Source organism: Enterobacter chuandaensis (assembly GCF_039718975.1).
Lineage (GTDB): Bacteria > Pseudomonadota > Gammaproteobacteria > Enterobacterales > Enterobacteriaceae > Enterobacter > Enterobacter chuandaensis.
Window position 1 is genome coordinate 353,547 of sequence record NZ_CP097173.1, and the last position, 18,692, is coordinate 372,238.

Annotated in this window: 21 protein-coding genes; 19 read left to right on the plus strand and 2 right to left on the minus strand. The window is 54.6% G+C overall.

Annotation, left to right across the window (positions count from 1 at the left end):
- The first annotated feature begins 4 nt into the window (after positions 1–4).
- From MX657_RS01730 to MX657_RS01820, 19 genes are all read left to right on the plus strand, one after another.
- The gene (locus MX657_RS01730) at positions 5–1,525 is read left to right on the plus strand and encodes a phage portal protein (protein WP_346807085.1); all 1,521 of its coding nucleotides are present in this window, start codon (positions 5–7) and stop codon (positions 1,523–1,525) included.
- On the plus strand, positions 1,473–3,593 hold the full coding sequence (locus MX657_RS01735) for a ClpP-like prohead protease/major capsid protein fusion protein (protein WP_429844474.1): 2,121 nt from the start codon (positions 1,473–1,475) through the stop codon (positions 3,591–3,593). The genes MX657_RS01730 and MX657_RS01735 overlap by 53 nt, the downstream gene beginning before the upstream one ends.
- Before the next feature lie 72 nt (positions 3,594–3,665).
- On the plus strand, positions 3,666–4,004 hold the full coding sequence (locus MX657_RS01740; RefSeq protein ID WP_346807087.1) for a DUF2190 family protein: 339 nt from the start codon (positions 3,666–3,668) through the stop codon (positions 4,002–4,004).
- Positions 4,004–4,360 carry a head-tail joining protein gene (locus tag MX657_RS01745; RefSeq protein ID WP_346807089.1) on the plus strand — a complete coding sequence of 119 codons (357 nt, stop codon included), beginning with the start codon at positions 4,004–4,006 and terminating at the stop codon, positions 4,358–4,360. Before MX657_RS01740 ends, MX657_RS01745 begins: the two co-directional genes overlap by 1 nt.
- 1 nt (position 4,361) lies before the next feature.
- The gene (locus tag MX657_RS01750; RefSeq protein WP_023299864.1) at positions 4,362–5,024 is read left to right on the plus strand and encodes a hypothetical protein; all 663 of its coding nucleotides are present in this window, start codon (positions 4,362–4,364) and stop codon (positions 5,022–5,024) included.
- Between the two features lie 8 nt (positions 5,025–5,032).
- A complete protein-coding gene (locus tag MX657_RS01755; protein WP_346807091.1) occupies positions 5,033–5,587 on the plus strand; it encodes a hypothetical protein in 555 nt (184 codons plus the stop codon).
- Entirely contained in the window at positions 5,580–6,197 is a 618-nt protein-coding gene (locus MX657_RS01760) for a phage baseplate assembly protein V (protein WP_346807093.1), read from the plus strand. The genes MX657_RS01755 and MX657_RS01760 overlap by 8 nt, the downstream gene beginning before the upstream one ends.
- 38 nt (positions 6,198–6,235) lie before the next feature.
- A complete protein-coding gene (locus MX657_RS01765; protein WP_346807095.1) occupies positions 6,236–7,705 on the plus strand; it encodes a phage tail sheath family protein in 1,470 nt (489 codons plus the stop codon).
- Complete coding sequence (locus MX657_RS01770; RefSeq protein WP_346807096.1) at positions 7,702–8,208, plus strand: phage major tail tube protein; 507 nt, start codon at positions 7,702–7,704, stop codon at positions 8,206–8,208. Before MX657_RS01765 ends, MX657_RS01770 begins: the two co-directional genes overlap by 4 nt.
- Positions 8,209–8,263: 55 nt before the next feature.
- The gene (locus MX657_RS01775; protein ID WP_346807098.1) at positions 8,264–8,551 is read left to right on the plus strand and encodes a phage tail assembly protein; all 288 of its coding nucleotides are present in this window, start codon (positions 8,264–8,266) and stop codon (positions 8,549–8,551) included.
- Positions 8,552–8,665: 114 nt separating this feature from the next.
- The gene (locus tag MX657_RS01780) at positions 8,666–10,384 is read left to right on the plus strand and encodes a hypothetical protein (RefSeq protein WP_346807099.1); all 1,719 of its coding nucleotides are present in this window, start codon (positions 8,666–8,668) and stop codon (positions 10,382–10,384) included.
- A gap of 5 nt (positions 10,385–10,389) precedes the next feature.
- Positions 10,390–10,851 carry a phage tail protein gene (locus MX657_RS01785; protein WP_429844898.1) on the plus strand — a complete coding sequence of 154 codons (462 nt, stop codon included), beginning with the start codon at positions 10,390–10,392 and terminating at the stop codon, positions 10,849–10,851.
- Positions 10,826–11,041, plus strand: coding sequence for a tail protein X (locus MX657_RS01790; RefSeq protein WP_346807102.1), 216 nt, complete (start codon positions 10,826–10,828; stop codon positions 11,039–11,041). The genes MX657_RS01785 and MX657_RS01790 overlap by 26 nt, the downstream gene beginning before the upstream one ends.
- 1 nt (position 11,042) lies before the next feature.
- Positions 11,043–12,155 (plus strand): contractile injection system protein, VgrG/Pvc8 family, encoded by a 1,113-nt coding sequence (locus tag MX657_RS01795; protein WP_346807103.1) that lies wholly within the window; start codon positions 11,043–11,045, stop codon positions 12,153–12,155.
- Positions 12,156–12,193: 38 nt separating this feature from the next.
- Positions 12,194–12,541, plus strand: a complete 348-nt coding sequence (locus MX657_RS01800) for a GPW/gp25 family protein (protein ID WP_048701710.1) — start codon at positions 12,194–12,196, stop codon at positions 12,539–12,541.
- Positions 12,531–13,448, plus strand: a complete 918-nt coding sequence (locus tag MX657_RS01805; RefSeq protein ID WP_322921372.1) for a baseplate assembly protein — start codon at positions 12,531–12,533, stop codon at positions 13,446–13,448. The genes MX657_RS01800 and MX657_RS01805 overlap by 11 nt, the downstream gene beginning before the upstream one ends.
- Positions 13,438–13,992, plus strand: a complete 555-nt coding sequence (locus MX657_RS01810) for a phage tail protein I (RefSeq protein WP_322921374.1) — start codon at positions 13,438–13,440, stop codon at positions 13,990–13,992. The genes MX657_RS01805 and MX657_RS01810 overlap by 11 nt, the downstream gene beginning before the upstream one ends.
- A gap of 2 nt (positions 13,993–13,994) precedes the next feature.
- On the plus strand, positions 13,995–15,602 hold the full coding sequence (locus MX657_RS01815) for a phage tail protein (protein ID WP_322921376.1): 1,608 nt from the start codon (positions 13,995–13,997) through the stop codon (positions 15,600–15,602).
- A complete protein-coding gene (locus MX657_RS01820; RefSeq protein WP_322921378.1) occupies positions 15,602–16,216 on the plus strand; it encodes a tail fiber assembly protein in 615 nt (204 codons plus the stop codon). Before MX657_RS01815 ends, MX657_RS01820 begins: the two co-directional genes overlap by 1 nt.
- 36 nt (positions 16,217–16,252) lie before the next feature.
- Here the strand turns inward: MX657_RS01820 and MX657_RS01825 are convergent, their stop codons facing one another.
- Both MX657_RS01825 and MX657_RS01830 read right to left on the minus strand, forming a co-directional pair.
- Positions 16,253–17,005: a glycosyltransferase family 25 protein gene (locus tag MX657_RS01825; protein WP_322921380.1), complete on the minus strand. Its 753-nt coding sequence runs from the start codon at positions 17,003–17,005 to the stop codon at positions 16,253–16,255.
- Positions 17,002–18,252, minus strand: a complete 1,251-nt coding sequence (locus MX657_RS01830; RefSeq protein ID WP_322921381.1) for an O-antigen ligase family protein — start codon at positions 18,250–18,252, stop codon at positions 17,002–17,004. The genes MX657_RS01825 and MX657_RS01830 overlap by 4 nt, the downstream gene beginning before the upstream one ends.
- Positions 18,253–18,692: the final 440 nt, after the last annotated feature.

The window sequence follows — 18,692 nt, forward strand, 5'->3', positions numbered from 1 at the left end:
TTCTATGGGCATTCTTGAAAAAACACTGGGTGCGCTGGCGCCGGGGTGGGCGGCGGCACGCGCGCGGGATCGTCTCCGGCTCAATGCGTATGAAGCGGCAAGTGCGTCCCGCCTGCACAAGGCGAAAAAAGAAAGCCAGTCAGCGGACACCTCTGTGTTTGCTGCAGGCCAGTCCCTGCGAGAGCAGGCCAGGTGGCTCGATGAAAACCACGATCTGGTCATCGGCCTGTTCGACAAAATGGAAGACCGGGTGATTGGTGCTCACGGCATCCATGTTGAACCGCAACCACTCGATCTGGAGGGCAATCTCCATTCCGGGTTCGCCGGGCAGCTTTCGGCGCTCTGGGCGGAATGGTCTGTGCGTCCTGAGGTCACCGGCATGTTTACCCGCCCGGAGGCTGAACGTCTGCTCTTGCGTTCTGCGCTGCGCGACGGGGAAGTATTCACGCAGCTGGTAAGGGGGAATGTGCCGGGTCTGCAGCATGCCACGTCGGTACCGTTCTCGCTGGAAATGCTGGAGGCGGATTTTGTGCCGTTCAACCTTAACAGCACCTCAGGCCAGCAGGTTCGTCAGGGCATCATCGTGAACGAGTGGGGGCGTCCTGTGGGGTACCGGGTTTACAAATATCACCCGGCAAACATGACGCGGTTCAGCGCCGACCTGAAAACTGTCTCCGCTGACAACATGCTTCACCTGGCGCAGCGCAAGCGCCTGCACCAGCTGCGCGGTATCAGCCTGATCCACGGGGTTATTACTCGTCTTTCGGACATTAAGGATTATGAAGAGAGCGAGCGTGTTGCGGCACGTATTGCCGCCGCGCTGGGCTTCTATATCAAGCGTGGCGATGCGCAGTCTCTTGGCGATGAAAGTGAGTTTTCAGCGCCCGGCGGTCAGCGTCATTACGATATCGCGCCGGGCATGATTTACGACGAACTCCGGCCAGGCGAAGACCTGGGCATGGTGGAGTCAAACCGCCCGAATGTTCACCTGTACGAATTCCGGAACGGGCAGATGCGAGCCGTAGCCGCCGGTACTCGCGGCAGCTATTCCAGCATTGCCCGTGACTATAACGGCACCTACAGCTCACAGCGTCAGGAGCTGGTGGAAAGCTTCGAAGGTTACAACGTCCTGCAGCAGTGGTTTGTGGGTCAGCACAGCCGGCCCGTTTACCGTGCGTGGCTGGCGATGGCCTTGCTGAGCGGTATCAAAGTTCCGCCGGATGTCGATCCGAACTCCCTCTATAACGCGCTTTATCTCGGGCCGGTGATGCCGTGGATTGATCCGGGGAAAGAGGCGAACGCTTGGAAAGCCATTGTTCGAGGCGGCGCCGGTACTGAAGCCGAATGGGCGCGGGCCCGCGGGAAAAACCCGCAGGAGGTTAAACGCCAGCGTCTGCGTGAAACCGAATTTAACCGTAAAAACGGGCTGGTGTTTGATTCCGACGCCGCCAATGACAAAGGAGCGATGCCAGATGCAACGGCAAAACCAGACGATAAACGGCGTGAGCCGGACGATGATGATTAACCCCCGCGCCAGCCTGGCGGGTGTCGATGCGGCGAACGGTCAGTGCTGGTATGAAATCCGCGCGCTGTCGGCAGGACGTGTTGAAATCTTCCTCTATGACGTGATCGGCGGCTGGGGCATCACTGCTCAGCAGTTCGTCGCTGACTGTAAAGAGGCTGGGGTGTTTGACGCCAGCGCGGTGGATTTGCATATCCACAGTCCCGGCGGCGATGTGATGCAGGGCTTTGCCATCTACAACACCCTGTCGCGGCTGAAGGCAAAGGTGGATATCTGGGTGGACGGCGTGGCGGCCAGTATGGCCTCGATGATTGTCTGTCTGCCCGGCGCCACGGTGCACATGCCGGAAAATGCCTGGATCATGGTCCACAAACCCTGGGGCGGCATCGCCGGGGATTCCGACGACATGCGCGACTATGCCGACTGGCTTGACCGGAATGAAGCACTGATGCTCAGCGCCTACATGAACAAAACCGGACTCGGGCAGGAGGAGCTGGAGGCGATGCTGAAAGCGGAGACCTGGCTTAACGGTGCCGAAGCGGTGGAAAAAGGCTTCGCCGACACGCTTGAACCTGAACTGCAGGCCGCGGCCTGTGTGAATGAAAATAAACTGAAGGATTACCAGAACATGCCAGAACAGATTAAATCCATTTTTGCGCCGCGCGCCGAAGCTCCGGTGAATCAGCCACAGCTACCGGCTCCGGTACAACAACCCGCGCCGGTACAGGCAAACCTTAACCCGACCTCACCGCAGCAGCCCGCGCAGCAGATGGCAAACATCGATATCACCGCGCTGGCCCAGCAGCTGCAGCAACAGATGCAGACGGCGAACGCGGAGCGTGTGAATTCCGTCACCGCCGTGTTTGAGGCATTCCCGGCCTTCGCGACCCTGAAGGCGGAGTGCCTGGCCGACTTCACCTGCAACGCCGAAAAAGCCCGTGACAAACTGCTGCAGGCGCTGGCGGCGGGCACCACCCCGAGCGCAGGTCCGGGTGCCATTCACCTCCACGCCGGCAACGGTAATCTGGTCGGTGACTCCATCCGCGCCGCCATCATGACCCGAGCGGGTTATGCGCAGGCTGAGAAAGATAACGCCTACAACGGCTACACCCTGCGTGAACTGGCGCGTGCCTCGCTGGTGGATCGCGGTATTGGCATTTCCGGTCACGCGGCGCCGCTGGCCATGGTCGGACTGGCGTTCACTCACAGCAGCAGCGACTTCGGCAATATCCTGATGGATGTAGCCCATAAAGCCGCGTTGCTGGGCTGGGATGAGGCCAGTGAAACCTTCGACCAGTGGACCCGTAAGGGCACGCTGACCGATTTCAAAACCGCGCACCGTGTCGGGCTGGAAGCTTTCCCGACCCTGCGTAAGGTACGCGCCGGGGCGGAATATAAGTATGTCACCCTGAAGGATCGCGGTGAGCCGATTGCGCTGGCGACCTACGGCGAACTGTTCAGCCTTGACCGCCAGACCATCATCAACGACGACCTGGACATGCTGACCCGCATTCCAATGGCGATGGGCGGCGCGGCGCGTGCCACCATCGGCGATCTGGTATGGGCGGTGCTGACCAGCAACCCGAAAATGTCGGACGGCAAGCCGCTGTTCCATGCCGATCACGGCAATCTGGTGGCAGCTGACCTGAGTATCGAAGGGCTGGATTCCGCACGCCAGGCGATGCTGCTGCAGAAATCCGGTGATCGCCGCCTGAACATTCGCCCGGCCTTTATGCTGACGCCGGTGGCGATTGAGTCACGCACGAATCAGTTGATCAAATCGGCCAGCGTGCCGGGTGCGGATGCCAACAGCGGCATTTCCAACCCGATCCAGAACTTCGCCACGGTACTTTCTGAGGCGCGACTGGATGACAGCAGCCCGACGGATTACTACCTGGCGGCTGCGAAGGGGCGCGACACCATTGAGGTAGCCTATCTCGACGGCATCGACACCCCGTATCTGGAGCAGCAGCAGGGCTTCACCGTTGACGGTGCCGCCTTCAAGGTGCGCATAGATGCCGGGGTGGCCGCGCTTGATCACCGCGGCATGGTGAAAGTGACCAAAAAATAACAACCGTCTGCTGACGGTTTTTTTATATCCGGGGGCGGCGTGTGTCGCCCCGTAGCTTTGCGGAGAATAACAATGGCGACAAATTATTATCAGGACGGCACCACCATGGACTGGAGCAACAGCACGGGTAAGGACGTGAAATCCGGCGATCCGGTTGCGGTCGGGCAGTTTATGGGGGTGGCGCACGGGGATATCCCGGATGGCGGGGAGGGCGTTCTGCATACCACTGGGGTCTTTGTGCTGCCTAAAGTGGCGGACGAAACCTGGCAGCGCGGCACAAAACTGTACCTTAACGATATCGGGCTGCTGACGGCGGTGAAGCCTGCCGACGATGCGCTGGTGGTGGCGGGTACGGCGTGGATCACCAACAACCCCGGCGAAACCGAAACCCGCGTGCGCCTGGGGTTCTGATGAACCGCTTTCGTCAACGCCTGTTAAAAGCAGATGCCCGGATCTCCCGGGCATTTGCCGAAGAGGTGCCTGCTGTCCTCTACATTGGCAGTGAGCTGTGTTCTGTCACCGTTATTTTTGAGACGCCAGATGCGCCGGTTGATGTGCAGGGCGGGGGGCAGATTCAGGATCGGGCCCCATCCTTCAGCGCGATGACCGCCGAAATCGCGGGGCTTGAGAAGCACCACGAGGTGGAAATTAACGGCACGGCTTATCGTGTGACGCACGTCGGGGCTGATGAAGAAGGCCGTACCCGCGTCACGCTGGCGTATGGCGCACCGGGTAAGGTGCAGCCGGATATCAATAAGTGGAGCTGACATGGCGCGTGAGTCCAGACTGCGACGGGATTTGCCCGTCGATATCGATGTGGATGCCATCTGGCGGATAGCGGAGCACATCGGTGCCACCCATAAACAGTTTCGGGCAGCGTATTCCCGCGCGCTGAAACGTACCGCCGCCACCTTGCGTAAAAAAGCGATGGCAGACCTGAAAGACGGGCTGGCGCCACGCAGCCTGGATCTGGTGCGCCGGCGTCTGCTTTCCTTTCGTCTTGATCGCGCTTCTCAGTCACAACTGGATAATTTTCGTCTCTGGTTTGGTCTCAATGCCATCAAGGTAAAAGACCTGAAAGGCCGGATTAACGGGCGGGTCAGGCCTCACCATACCCGGCGGGATAAATCCACCGGGCGGTATATAAAGGCGCGACGCCAGGCAGAAAACGCCGGATTCACCCCAAAGGGCAGCCTGCTTTCCCCGCGCACGTTTGAAAACGGGGAGGTGGCGCGCTCCCGCCGTGAAAACCGGCGGACGGTGGTTATTCGCGATCCGGATACCCGTCGTACCCGCGAGGCGGAAGTGGATATTTATGAGCCGATGCTGAACTACATCGAGGATAACGCCTTTGCGGAGGCGATGGAGATTTTCATGCATCATTTTGAAACTGACCTGCGCGGGCGCGTGAAAGCCCGTATTTCTGTCTGAGGTAAACCATGGCCGAGCCATTGCTGCTGGGGCAGTATCACGATGCTGTTACCGGCGCGCTGAAAAACATTGCGTGGGTACGCGACGCTGATGCCTATCCGGAAAAAAACGTGCCCCGCTTTACCGGGCTGACAACGCCGGCTGTGTATTACTCCATTAACGGCTGGGAGCCGGGTGGCGGTAATGAAGGGCAGCTCAACGTCAATCTGTCCTGCGATTTGTTCGTGGTGGTGGATGCAGCCGGGGCAGGTGTCAGTCGCCCGGAAATTTTCCTGCGCACGGCGGCCGCAGATATCACGCAGTGGATTGACGGCCAGCAGTTCGGCCTGACCCATCTGGAGCCAGCCATCTTTATCGATGCAGCACGCGATGAGTTTGATCCGCGCATGGATGATTACCTGGTCTGGCGAATCTCCTTCACACAGTCAGCCGCCTTTGGTGCGGATCCGTTTGCACAGCTGAATGCCCCGCTGAAAGCGGCCTGGCTGGGCAAGGCACCGGATATCGGTCGGGCACATGTGGATGACTATCAGCTGATTTACGAGGCAAAACCCGATGAGTGATATCGAGGGCGATTTACAGCGCCGCCTGGCGAATATTGTGCGGCGCGGGGTTATTCACTCCGTTAAGCATGATGGCATACCGAAGTGCCGGGTGGATCTGGGCGACATCATCACCACCTGGCTGCCGCTCTGTCAGGGTTTTGCCGGAGCGAACCGGGCGGATTCTAACCCTTATGCGGTGGGTGATCCGGTCACGGTGCTGTCTGAGGCGGGTGAGCTGAATAATGGTCGGGTGTTTCCCGGCTGGAATACCGGCGCGCTGCCGGTACCGGAGGGCAGCGACAGCGAACATATCACCCGATACGGTGACGGTACCGAGATCCGGTATGATCGTTCCGCGCATGCCCTGACCATTACTCTGGCGGAGGGCGGTACCTACAAAATCACCGGGAAAGGCACGCTGGACGGTCCGGTGGAAATTACCGAAACCCTTACTGTGCAGGGCGTGTCGCAATTCAATGCCGACGCGAACGTGGATGGAAATATCGGTGCCACCCAGGAGATTTCAGACGGTACCGGGAAAATGAGCGGGATCCGTCAGACGTTCAATGACCATGATCACCGGGGAGACAGTGGCGGTACGACCGGAAAACCTAATCAGAAAATGTGACCTGCTTCAGCAGGTTTTTTTATGCCTGGAGAAAATGAATGGCGAATTTACATGGTGTGGAAACGATCGAACTGACATCCGGTACGGTCGCGGTCATGACGATCCAGACGGCGATTATCGGCCTGGTGGGTACCGCGCCGGATGCGTCAGCCGGTATTCCGGCAGGCGGTACCGTCGGAACACCCATCCTGGATAACGTTGTGGATTTTGCTGCAACGATCAAAGGCAGGGCGGGCAATGTTGTGGTGGTTGACGCGGTGGCGGGCATCCCGGATGAAGACAATCCCGTGGCGATTGACACTTCTGCCGCCTGGGATGCGACAGCATTAACGCTGACCATCACGCTGGGCTGTGATGGCTCCGGCAAGCTTACGGCAACGCCAGCAGAGGTGGTCACGGCCGTGAGCGCGGTGGCGGATGTGAAAGTGACCGCAAAGGGTACCGGCAGCGGTATTGTCACGCCGTTCAGCCTGCAGCTGTCCGGTGGCGAGGATGAGCCGTTCCCGCTGAATACGCCGGTGGCAATTGTCGGTACCACGATGCTCTCCCGCCTGGGTGAGAAGGGCTCGCTGAAGCCGGCACTGACCGAAATCAACGATCAGCGAAATGCCCTGACGGTGGTGGTTCGTGTGTCGGAAGAAACCGACGAAGCGAAACAGCGTGCAGCGGTGCTTACCGGGATCGGCTCGCTGTCATCTGCAAAATCGGTGACGACGTACCAGCCCCGAATCGTCATTGCGCCGGGGTTCAGTGAGGATGACGCCGTGGGCAAGGCACTGGAAACCGTTGCCGGCAAACTACGCGCAGTGGCGTATGTAGACTGTGAATCCGGTGCCACGCTGCAGGAAGTGGTCCAGCGACGTCAGTCCTATGGCATGCGCACTGAACTGCTGCGCCCGCGCGTTCAGGTCAGCAATGCGGACGGCCAGCTGGTCTACCGCCCGTATTCGGCGTTTGCGGCGGGACTGCGTGCCCGTATCGACTTTGAGAAGGGCTGGTGGTGGAGCAAATCTAACCAGGACATCAACAATATCCTCGGCGTGGAGCAGGTCGACGAGTTCATTCTCGGCGATGAAAACTGCGATGCGAACCTGCTCAACATGCAGAACGTGTCCACTATTATCCGCCGTGCCGGGTTTAAGCACTGGGGTAACCGCCTGTGCGGAACCAATCCCCAGTGGCGCTTTGAATCGGTTCGCCGCACTGCAGACGTCATCGAGGACAGCATTCAGGAGACTATGCTGGAATACGTTGACCGCCCGCTCGATCGGGAAAACGCCGACGACATCATCGGCACCATCAACGCCTATATGCGTCAGCTGATCGGCCTCGGTGCCATTTTCGGCGGTCGTGCCTGGCTGGATGAGGAGCTTAATACCGCTGAGAGCATGGCGGCTGGTGTGCTGTACATCAACTATGACTTTGGTCCGAAATCGCCGACTGAACTTATCAGCCTGCGCGTCCGGGTGAATAACAACTATGCGCTTGAGGAGATGCTGGCAGCATGAGCGAAAAAAACACGTTACGCGTCTGGACCTTCTTCCGGCAGGGGATCCGTATTCAGGGCGCACATGAATTTACGCCGCCGGCATTGTCCATTGTCAAAACCGATTTGCGCACCGGCGCACAGGACGCCCCTTCTCCCGTGGATGACGGCATGGAGGCGCTGACCTGCCAGCTGAAGTTTTACGGGGTGGACACGGACATGCTGACTGCCTTTGGTTTTGTCAGTGGCAGTCGCCCGCGTTTTACGGCCTATCAGGGCTATCTGGCGAACGGCACCGCGCTGGGCACCATCGAGGAGATCGAGGGCTTTGTACAGTCCGTCACGCCGGATGCGCGGGGCAAGGACAGCCTGTCCGAAAATGCCGTCACAGTGGACATCGCCGTGAGCTATTACCGTCAGACCAAAGACGGCCGCGAGCTCTTTGAAATTGATACGGAGCGATTCTCGCGCCGGGTGAATGGCGTGGATGTGCTGTCCGGCCTGGCGGCGAAAGTCCGTCTCTGAGCCTGTCTTTATCCTGTAACGGCCTTCGGGCCGTTTTTACTTTACGGAGAGTGTTATGAGTTTTCCTGGTGAAACCCGCGTTATCAAACTGTATTCCCCTGTTTCCTTTGAGAGCGGTGGCCTGCTCGAACAGGTGACGCTGCGCGAGCCGCTGGTGCGCGATCGCATTGCTTTTTCCAAGGATCGGGGCAGCGAAGAAGAAAAAGAAGCGCGCATGATTGCGCTGCTGTGCAACCTCAGTGAGCAGGATATCTGGCAGCTGACGGCGGCAGATTATGCGCAGCTGCTGGACGCATTTAATGTTTTTATGCTCCCGCCCGGGGAGCGACCGAAAGAGGCCTGATCCGGGCGATACGCTTTCTGGGGCGGCGTCTGCATTTTCCCATGACGGAGTACCTGGATATGCCGTTCAGCGTGTTTTCTGATTTTCTCACCGACGAAGTGGAGGCGGTAAATCGTGGCCGGATTAAGCCAGAACCTTAAGGCCGTCATTACCTTTGGCGGCAATATCGACAGTTCATGGAGCCGTTCAGCGAACGGCCTGCAAAAGAGCCTGAAGGACGTCGGGAAGCATTCAGAAAAACTGACGAAAGATCAGACTAAGCTGGCGGCGGAAATCAAGCGGGCAAAGCTCGCCGGACAAAGCCTGGGCGACCTTAAGCGGCGGTACAGTGACGTGTCCCGTGAAATCCGTAAAACCGAAGCCGAACAGCAGAAGCTGAACCAGCAGATGCAGAAGGCGCAGCGGCTGGCAGCATTTAAGGGGGCCGGTAAAGGTCTGTTTCGCCGCGGGCTGGGGATTGCCGGACAGCTGGGCGGCATGGTGGCTCCGGGGCTGGCGATCGGCGGCGGTGGGGTGGTGGCTTCCGCGCTGGGCACCCTGATAGCACCGGCGGCCACCAATGCGGAGACGGCCCGGCGTGCGGGTGTGGCGAAAAGCTATGGCGTGGACATCCCGACGTTTGATGCCTGGGATACTCTCGCAAAACAGTACGACATGAACGGCGAGAATATCGGCGATCTGTTTGAGGAGTATCTGCACAAGGCGGGGGAATACAAGCAGAACGGTAAGCAGGGCTCGCTGCAGGATGCGTTTGAAACGCTCGGGTTTAAGGCGGGAGATTTAGCCGGTCTCAGCGATATGGCGCAGTTTGAAAAAATCGTCGAGCGTGCGCTCAGCCTGCAGGATGAGTCGAAAGCCTCGTTTGCGCTGGATTCGCTGTTTGGCGGTGAGGCCAGCAAGCTCCTGATGCTGCTGAAGCAGTCCGGGAAGAGTTACCGCGATCTGATGGACGAGCAGCGCCGGTATAACCTCGTCACGAAAGAGGGGGCTGAAGGTGCGATGGAGGGCAACCGCGCTATTACCAATCTGCAGACCGTCTTCTCTTCTGCGCTGGCGGAAATCTCCGGCCAGCTCGGTAACGAACTGGCGCCGGATATCCGCCGTCTGACTGACGATATGGCGGAGTGGTTTAAAGGCGGGGGGATCAAGCGCATCGTCAGTTTTCTGCGTAATGACCTCTACCCCGGCGTGCTGACGTTCGGGCAGGGGATCGTTTTCGTCGGAAAAGTGGCGTATGCGCTGGCGAAAAAACTGTCCTGGCTGCTGCCGGATGAGCGAAGCGATCAGCGGGATGTGCTCAAATCGTTGGCCATGACCGGCTCGGTAGATATCGCCCGCATGACGGCGCAGCGCAACGGGCAGGGAGAGTGGTTCGAACAGCAGCTTAAAGAAAAACCGGATCTGCCGGACGATGTGAAAAAATCGTACCGTGACACCCGGGGCTTTATCCGTGACGACGAGGACACTTTCAATACCGCCCTTGATAAGTATCTGACCCCTGAGAACAGCGGGGCGCTGTTCGGCCAGAATGGCTTTATGACGCCAGAACAGGTTTCCCCTCCTGCAGTGACTGCACCGCAGGACCGGCAGGGGAATGGCGTTTCAGAGGCTGAAGGCCGCTGGGATATGTTGCTGCAGACGCTGGATTCAGCAGATGCTCCCGCTGCGCCCCGGCAGCTGACAGATAATCGCCGCTTTGAATACCGGTTTGAAATTCATGGTGCACCCGGACAAAGTGAGCAGGGCATCGCTGATGCGGTCGAGGGTATGACGAAAAGCAGCCCGGCTTTTAATGGTAACAACAGCATGCTGGACGGAGGGCAAATCTGGTGAGTGAAATCATTCCTGTTTTTGAGGATTTCGGGCAGGCAGGGGCCAGCGCGGCACGTGGTGCCCAGGCCGCCCGGGTAATGATGATGCTGGGCGATTTTGCCTTCTCCATTGATACCACGGCGTACAGCCAGCTGACCCGGGAGGCCAGCTGGCGCTGGAGCGAGCAGGAGCGGATCGGTAAACAGGATTTACTGCAGTATACCGGCAAGCCCGGGCGTACGGTCCGGCTCGGAGGGGAGTCGCATGCCTTCTTTCGAAAGGGGGTGGATGCCGTAAACGATCTCTTCGACCTCGCCGATCAGAATAAGCCTCAGCAGCTGGTCAGCGGCGAAGGGGATGTGCTGGGCTGGTGGGTGGTTATTGACTTCTCCGACACGACCAGCCGTTTCCTGCCAGGCGGCGGTCACCGAAATAAAAACTGGACGATGACGCTGAAACATTATGCCGACGACATATCAAACCCGTGACGGTGATGTGCTTGATGCAGTCTGCGCGACGCATTACGGCACGGAAAACCTTTCTTACAGCGTGACGCAGGTACTTGAAGCAAATCCGGGGCTGGCCGACATCGGTGCGGTCTACCCGGCTGGCCTGTTTATCACCCTGCCTGACCTGGCTCCGCCGGTTCAGGCGTCCGCTTTCAGCCTGTGGGATTAATATGACTGAACAGATTGTTAAACCGGAATATGCGCCTGCTTTCAGCGTCAGCGCGGAGGGGAAAGATATTACCCGCGCGCTGCAGCAAAGCCTGTCGGAGTTGACGCTGACAGATTACGGCGGTGCCACGGCAAAAGCGGATGAGCTGAAGATCACGTTGCTGTCCGAAACGTTGCCTTTGCCTGTAAAAGGGGCACGGCTGCGCGTGGCGCTGGGGTTTAACGACCAGCTGGTGGATAAGGGCTGGTTCGTGGTCTCGGGCGTCAGCAGCAGCGGTCCGCCGCGGCGTATCGAGATTTATGCCACTGCCGCGCCCATGAACGCGCAAAAACAGCCCGGTGATGTGCTCAGCCAGAAAACGCGCAGCTGGGATAACATTCGTCTGGCGGATCTGGTCAGGACCATCGCCACGGAAAACGGGCTGAAGGCAAAAGTGGCCGCGGAGCTCGCAGATATCCATATTGACCATGTTGACCAGGTGGCAGAATCGGATGCGAACCTGCTGACCCGGCTTGCCCGGACCTGGAATGCTGTCAGCAAACCTTCCGGCGGTTACTGGCTTTTTCTCCGCCAGGGGGCGACGGCGAACACATCCGGCAGGCAAACCGGCACGCTGGTTATCACCCCGGATGAAGTCTCTAACTGGTCATACAGTGAGGGAGAGCGGGGCAGCTCGACAGGGAAAGCTTCCGGCAAAGAGGGCAAGTCATCGGGAAAAATCGGTGTCCGGTATTACGATGAAGTGGACGGAAAGACAAAAACCACCACCGTTGACCATGATGGCCCCTCGATGGCGAATCCGTATACCCAGCCGGCAAAGTCAACCGCCGACCAGCAGGCCAAATCAAGAAAGACGCAGGCCCGCCGCAATGAGCAGAAGATGACGGTTACCGGCCCGTGCCGACCGAAACATGTTCCCCTCACGGCAGAATCCGGCGTGTCCACGTCCGGCTTTGGCGAGCGGGAAGATCGCTCGTGGGTGGTTGAATCGCTCGCCTTTTCCCTGACGGCCGCCGGGTTCAGCTACACCTACAACCTCGTGGTTGATATTCACAAACCCAAATCTTCTAAAAAATCCGGCAAGGATAAAACCGGCCCGGACTACTTCGGTTAATTCTCCGCCGCACGGCGGTCCTGATACGGAAAAACGTTATGAACGGTGTAAACAGCCGGACGGGGAAGCGCCTGTCCGGCAGCGATCATCTGCGCCAGTCGGTCAGCGATATCCTTTCCACGCCGCTCGGCAGCCGTGTGCTGGTTCGTGATTACGGCAGTGACCTGTTTTCGCTGGTGGACAATCCTCGCGACGATCTCACCCGACTGCGGATTATCGCGGCCACGGCCTCAGCGCTGGCACGCTGGGAGCCCCGGTTGCGGGTTACGCGTGTGATGGTCACTTTCCCTGCCGATGAAACAGGGTGTGTCGTCGATATCGAGGGGATCAACAAAGAGAATAATCTTCCCGTCAGCACCGGAGGCATACAGATTTATGGCAAGTAGCTACGACGTAATTAACCTGTCCGCACTGGCGGTACCGGATGCGATTGTTGTTCCGGATGCCGCCGATATTTTTACCCGCTGGCTGGCGCGCCTGCGTGAACTGGATCCGGAGTTTGATGCGCTGGTGGAATCTGATCCGGCTTATAAGCAGGGAGAGGTCAACGCCTATCAGCTGACGCTGGCCTTTCAGCGCGTTAATGATGCGGTGCGGGCCGTTTTCCTTGCCAGCGCCAGAGGGGCCGATCTCGACCAGATAGGCGCGGCCTTTAACGTTCCCCGCCTGGTCATTGACCCCGGCGATCCGGAAGCCGTACCCCCCGTTGAGCCTGTCTATGAAAGCGATGATGCTTTTCGCGAGCGCATTCAGCTTTCGTGGGCGCAGCTGAATACGGCAGGTGCACGCAACGCGTACCGTTTCCATGCCAAGTCCGCAGACAACGATGTGCTTGACGCGGACGCCTACGGGCCTGAGACCCATAACCGCCCCGGGGAGGTGGACGTCTATGTCCTCTCCCGAACCGGGAACGGGGAGGCCGGTCTTATTCTGATTGAAACGGTAATGAATAAACTTAGTGCTGATGAGATCAGACCGCTGACTGACTATGTCAGTGTCAAAAGTGCCACCATTGCCGGTTATGCGGTAACGGCAGAGCTCGATATACCCGACGGACCGGATGCGCAGACGGTACTGGACAATGCCATCAGCGCGCTGACGAGCTATACACAGCTTTCCCATCGCATAAATGCCATCGTGCCGCTATCCGCTATCTACGCTGCACTTCAGCAGCCCGGTGTGTCCAGAGTCAGGCTGGCGAGTCCGGCGGCGGATCTTGAAGCGGTACCGGGGCAGGCACCCTGGTGCAGCGCGATAAAGGTCACACGTCAGGGAGCTAACCATGGAGGATAAATTCCGATCCCTGCTTCCTCCTTCATCAATTTACCCCGAACGGGCACAGGAGCAGGCCAGCACAGAGCAGATCGTGGCGCTGGACACCAGCATGGTACGCAAGGTGAAAAATCCCGACACCTGTCCGGCGCATCTGCTGCCCTGGCTGGCATGGGAATTTGCTGTGGACTCGTGGGAAGACGCCTGGAGCGAGGCTGAGAAGCGTCAGGTGATTAAGGATGCCGCGTACGTTCATCAGCACCGTGGTACCGCCGGCGCGGTCAGGCGTTCCCTGAGCGCCGTCAGCCTGCCGACGACCGTCGTGGAGTGGTGGGAGGACGAACCCCGCAAAGCCCCTTACACATTCCGTGTCGAGGTTTACAGCATTCAGGAAATTGATGATGCGCTGTATCAGCGTATACGCCGCCAGGTGGATAAAGCAAAAAACCTGCGCAGCCTGCTGACCACCATAGACGTGATTGCGGACCTTGGCGCAAAGGGAACTTATTATACGGGCGGTGCTGTCACCGCCTGGATCGATGTTGAGATTGAGGCAGGAGTTTAGCCATGGCTGAGAAGTATTACAGTATTCTGACCAACAGGGGTAAGGAACTGGAGGCGCAGTCTTCAGCGACCGGGAAACCCGTCATTATTAAAGATTTTGTGGTGGGCGACGGTAACGGCCAGGCGGTTAAACCTGACCCGGCGTTAACCACTCTTGTCCATGAAGTTTATCGGGCGACGATTTCAGCATTGCAGGTCTCACCTGACCAGGCAAACCAGTTTATTGCGCAGCTTGTGCTGCCTGCGGGTGTGGGAGGCTTTGTGGTCCGCGAGGTTGGTCTGCTGACCGATGCGGGCGAACTCTATGCCGTGGCGAACTGTGCTGCGATTGAGAAGCCGGCAAGCGGCATCAGCGTCAGACTGCAGTTCAGGCTTGCCGTGTCGGAAACGGCGGATATCGAGCTGAAGGTTGCCAGCGGAGATGGTCTGTTCCTTCGCCAGGACGCGAACCTGGGCGATGTAGAGGATGCTGCTGAATCACGTAAAAACATCGGCCTGAAGAGCGCGGCCACCGCTGATGTAACTGACAGTGCACGAGATACCACGGCAGGACGGGTTTTAAAAGTCGGTGATTATGGGGTTGGCCTGACGAGGAGCCCGCTCACCACGGGCATTGATTTCAGCACATACAGATTCATTCTGGGCGAACATCTTTTCGTGAGAATGAGTACGTGTACCAATATCCCGACAGGGTTAAACGGAGAGCATTATTTCATTTTCGTTCACGGTCTGCGTGATGCCACTGGCTCGCCGGGACTGACGTTTATTAACTACAATGACCCCTCTGAGCAATGGACAGCCTACAGGCGTGATTCCGTTGATGGTGGCTTGGCGTGGACCCTGTGCAGGACATACAACACAGGCTTTAAACCTACAGCCGGTGATGTTGGTGCACTTCCAATAACCGGAGGAACGCTGAAAGGTGATTTAATCGTAGAGAATTCAGTTGGGGTTGGTGATGGCTCAGGGGGATTTGTTACAGGTAATTTTGATGGCGCAGGATTCGACGGCAATAATCTGAATATTAAGTCATGGAATGGCATTGGGTTTAAATGCTCAGCAGACGATATTATTCGTGCGTTCATCAGTACCGGACAAGGCATTATCGGGGCCGCGGAACATTTGCTGGCTGGTGCAGCAATATTTAACAAAAATGGTGATGTTTACGGAGATATCTGGAATACAGGCTCAGGGCCTGGCTGGATAAGTGCGTATCTGTCAGCAAAATTCCCGACAAAGGATGATGTTAGTGTGGCTCTTGCAGGAAAGCCAGGTCGTCAATACATCACTCAGGTAGGTGTTTATAATAATGACAAATCCAAGCCCTTCATGCTCCATGACGATAACTCAGGGATATTTCTGGCAACAGATGGATGGGTTAGTGGGAATTTTGCAACGTCTGCTTGGACTATCGCTAACTTCCTGCAAGGGGGGATAAGGCTGTCCTCACCTGGAACGGCAGATAACGGGAACAACGATAATAATTTTGCATATGCGCCAGATGGTGCTGTTGTCACCGCAGTGCAGCAAAAAACAAACTTCACAGCGGTGCAGTATCGCTATATCCAATATAATATCGGTGGAAACTGGTACACAGCGTGGGTGGCTTAATGACAATGCAGTCTGGTGTATTTAAAAAATATGACCCGTTGGAAAAATGGGGAAGATATACTTCGGCGAAGGTGGCAAAACTCTCTCAGGAAGAATTGGAATTATACTACATTGCAAAATCTCCAAGTATGAACATTGTATTCCTGAAAGACGAGAATGACAACGACTGGTATCAGTGGCTTAAAAAACTTTCAAAAGAAACGTTGAAAGTCTCTTTCAATCCTGATTCGAAAGAAATTGTTCATTTTTCGTATGATGCGAGCGCTATTTTTCCGCTTAATCAGATCGTCGTTGAAATTGCGCCGGATAACGTTCCAAAGGAACTCACTGATGCGGGTTATATGGCTCTAGGTGGGAAGTTTAATTTTGATAATGGACAGATTATCGCCGCTCAAGTGGATCATGTGGACCAAGCTCAGCGTAAAAAAAAGGAGCTGCTGACTCAGGCAGAAAGCTTTATCGCCACGCTTCAGGATGCCGTGGATATGAATATTGCAACTAATGAAGAAACTACGTTACTTCTAGAGTGGAGAAAATACAGGATTTTTCTCAATCGTATTGAGATCAGCAACGCTCCAGATATTCACTGGCCGACAATACCCGGTTCAATTTAAATGAAAGGCGCTGTAAAATATTCAGCGCCTCTGAAATCAGTGTTTAATTATTTTTTGGAATGGCCTGTGGAAAATTAGATCTAATGACTTCATAAATCTGACCTTGACTGAACGGTTAGAATAAATGAATTTCCAAGCTATTTCTTTCTCTCTCTGGATGCTAATGTCTTCACGATTTCCGATCGTGCTGGTACTTTCGTATTTAGGATTTGTTTTTATGTATTCTGGGATGGCGCCATACAAACGTATTAAGCCAAACTCCCTGAATGTTTGCCACTGATCGGCGACGCACCAAACAGGGAATAGTTTATCAAGCAGAACAAGTGCGGCCGCTCTGTTTATAACATATGCATGTGTAAATGCAGCGTTATAAACTTCATGGATTTTATGATTGCTTGGTAAATCAAAAATAGATTTACTATTGTAGTGATTGACGTGGGATAATAAATAAACACACGGAGTATTTGTTGTTATTTTTTTCTCCAATTCGCTTAAGAATTGAGAAATATTATCCGGTATGAATATATCATCTTCAAGCACTAGAGCACAATTTTCATTGGAAGATGCTAATGCCTTATAAGCTGCAAGATGGCTTAAAGAACAACCTATCTCACCAGGTGTGACAGCATAGCTGTGCTCTTTCCTTAAAAGAGAAAGCAAATTTACTGGTATTTTTCGTCCATCCACAGCTTGTATAAATTCATAACGGAGCCCAGTGTGTTCAGCTTGTGCTTTCACTGACTCTTTTCTTTCTTTCGCACTCTCCAAATTAATTATATAGGCCTTCATTTTACATCCTTTTTATTCAAGTGGCATGCCATGCTGGAAAGTATAATGGTTGTGGAGAAAATAACTATTAGTTCTATGGATGTGAGCAGTACGTCCGTAGCGCCGTATAAAAAAACTGATATAGTTGCTATGCTGACTGGCCCAATTATAGGTGGCTGGCTTATCTTAAATGTCAAAGCAAAGAAAAACGATAGTAAAACGATTACGCCAAAAATCCCAAATATAGAAGCGTATTGTATAAATTCGTTGTGAAGGTGGATTTTAAGGTATTGCGTTGCGGCAGAATGTTCTTTTCTTTCTTTCAGATATTCAGTTATTTCATTATTACGATGAGATTCACTTTGTCCAAATGGAGATTCACAGAAAGCAACTAAACCAAGCTTCCACATGCTAAATCTTGCTCCGAGAGATGTATTATCATACCCACGATTATATTGATTTATCTCATGCATAGTGGAATTATAACGATTTGCTATTATATTTGAGTTAGCCATCATCACAACAATTAACGCCATGAAAGAAATAATAAGCACTTTCAAGCTAAGAATCTTATCTTTATACATCCATGCAACGAGCAAAAATAATCCTAGTATTGGATGAATGAACATTGCCGCACGTGTCTGGGTTAGAAAAATAACATAGGTAGAAACTATAAGAACAAGTGCTTGTATTAAATATTTGTACTTGTTTAATATTGTAATAGCAATTAGTGCGGAAAAAGATAAAGTAAATGCACTATAGGAGTAAGCAGTTAATGTAGCTCTGTTTATGCCAAGAAAAATTCTTTCATCGCTATGTAATCCTTGAATAATACCAAAGGCACTAGATGCGATAAATGCCAGGCTCATAGCAAATAATATCGGATTGGAATTGATGTTTAATCTTGTATTCTCTTTGATATTTAAAATATATAGAGAAATAATTGTTGCAATTACCCATCTTTTTCCAGGGGTAAACAATAGTTCAGAGAGTTCTTCACCTGAGTAATATTTTGATAGTGCAGACCACCCTATAAAAAGACAAGCAAGGGATAGAAAAATAATAGCGATATTTTTTTGATGGAGCGAATGTTTTTTTGTACAAGCATTAAGAAGTAATCCTAATGTCGATAAATATCCGCACCAGTAAAATATAACGCGTGATGTTTTTTCATGGATGAATGCAGTTGGTAACACTAGCAATAGAAGAGTGAATGTTATTATATACATTATTTTATTAGATAATTGTAACCGCTGAGAACTAATCATCTATGATTTTATCCTTTTAAATCAAAATGTAATGTTATAGAAATGCTGATGTTTGAACCGTGTGCACTTATAGTACCAAGTACTTGATGCCATTGCTAATAGAGCAGCCTCGCTATATGCAATAGCGGGCTACCCTGCGTGGTTAAGGTTGCAGCCAGCGATCACGTGCGCGCCGTGCTACGGCAATCATTTCCTGTATCTCGCCGAGCATGAATTTTTCCTCTTCATCGCACGGCATAACCACATAGCCGAAACGGATCACGTGTTCCAGACAGGAATCGCGGTTATTGGTCTTAAGATGGGGGAGCCGCCGCGCCGTCGTATGCAAGAACGGGCGGTGGCTGGCTAGTGATAGTTCGATAGTGCGAGTATTGAATAGTTACCAGCTAGTGGGCTTTGTTGAATAAATCAGATTTCGGGTAAGTCTCCCCCGTAGCGGG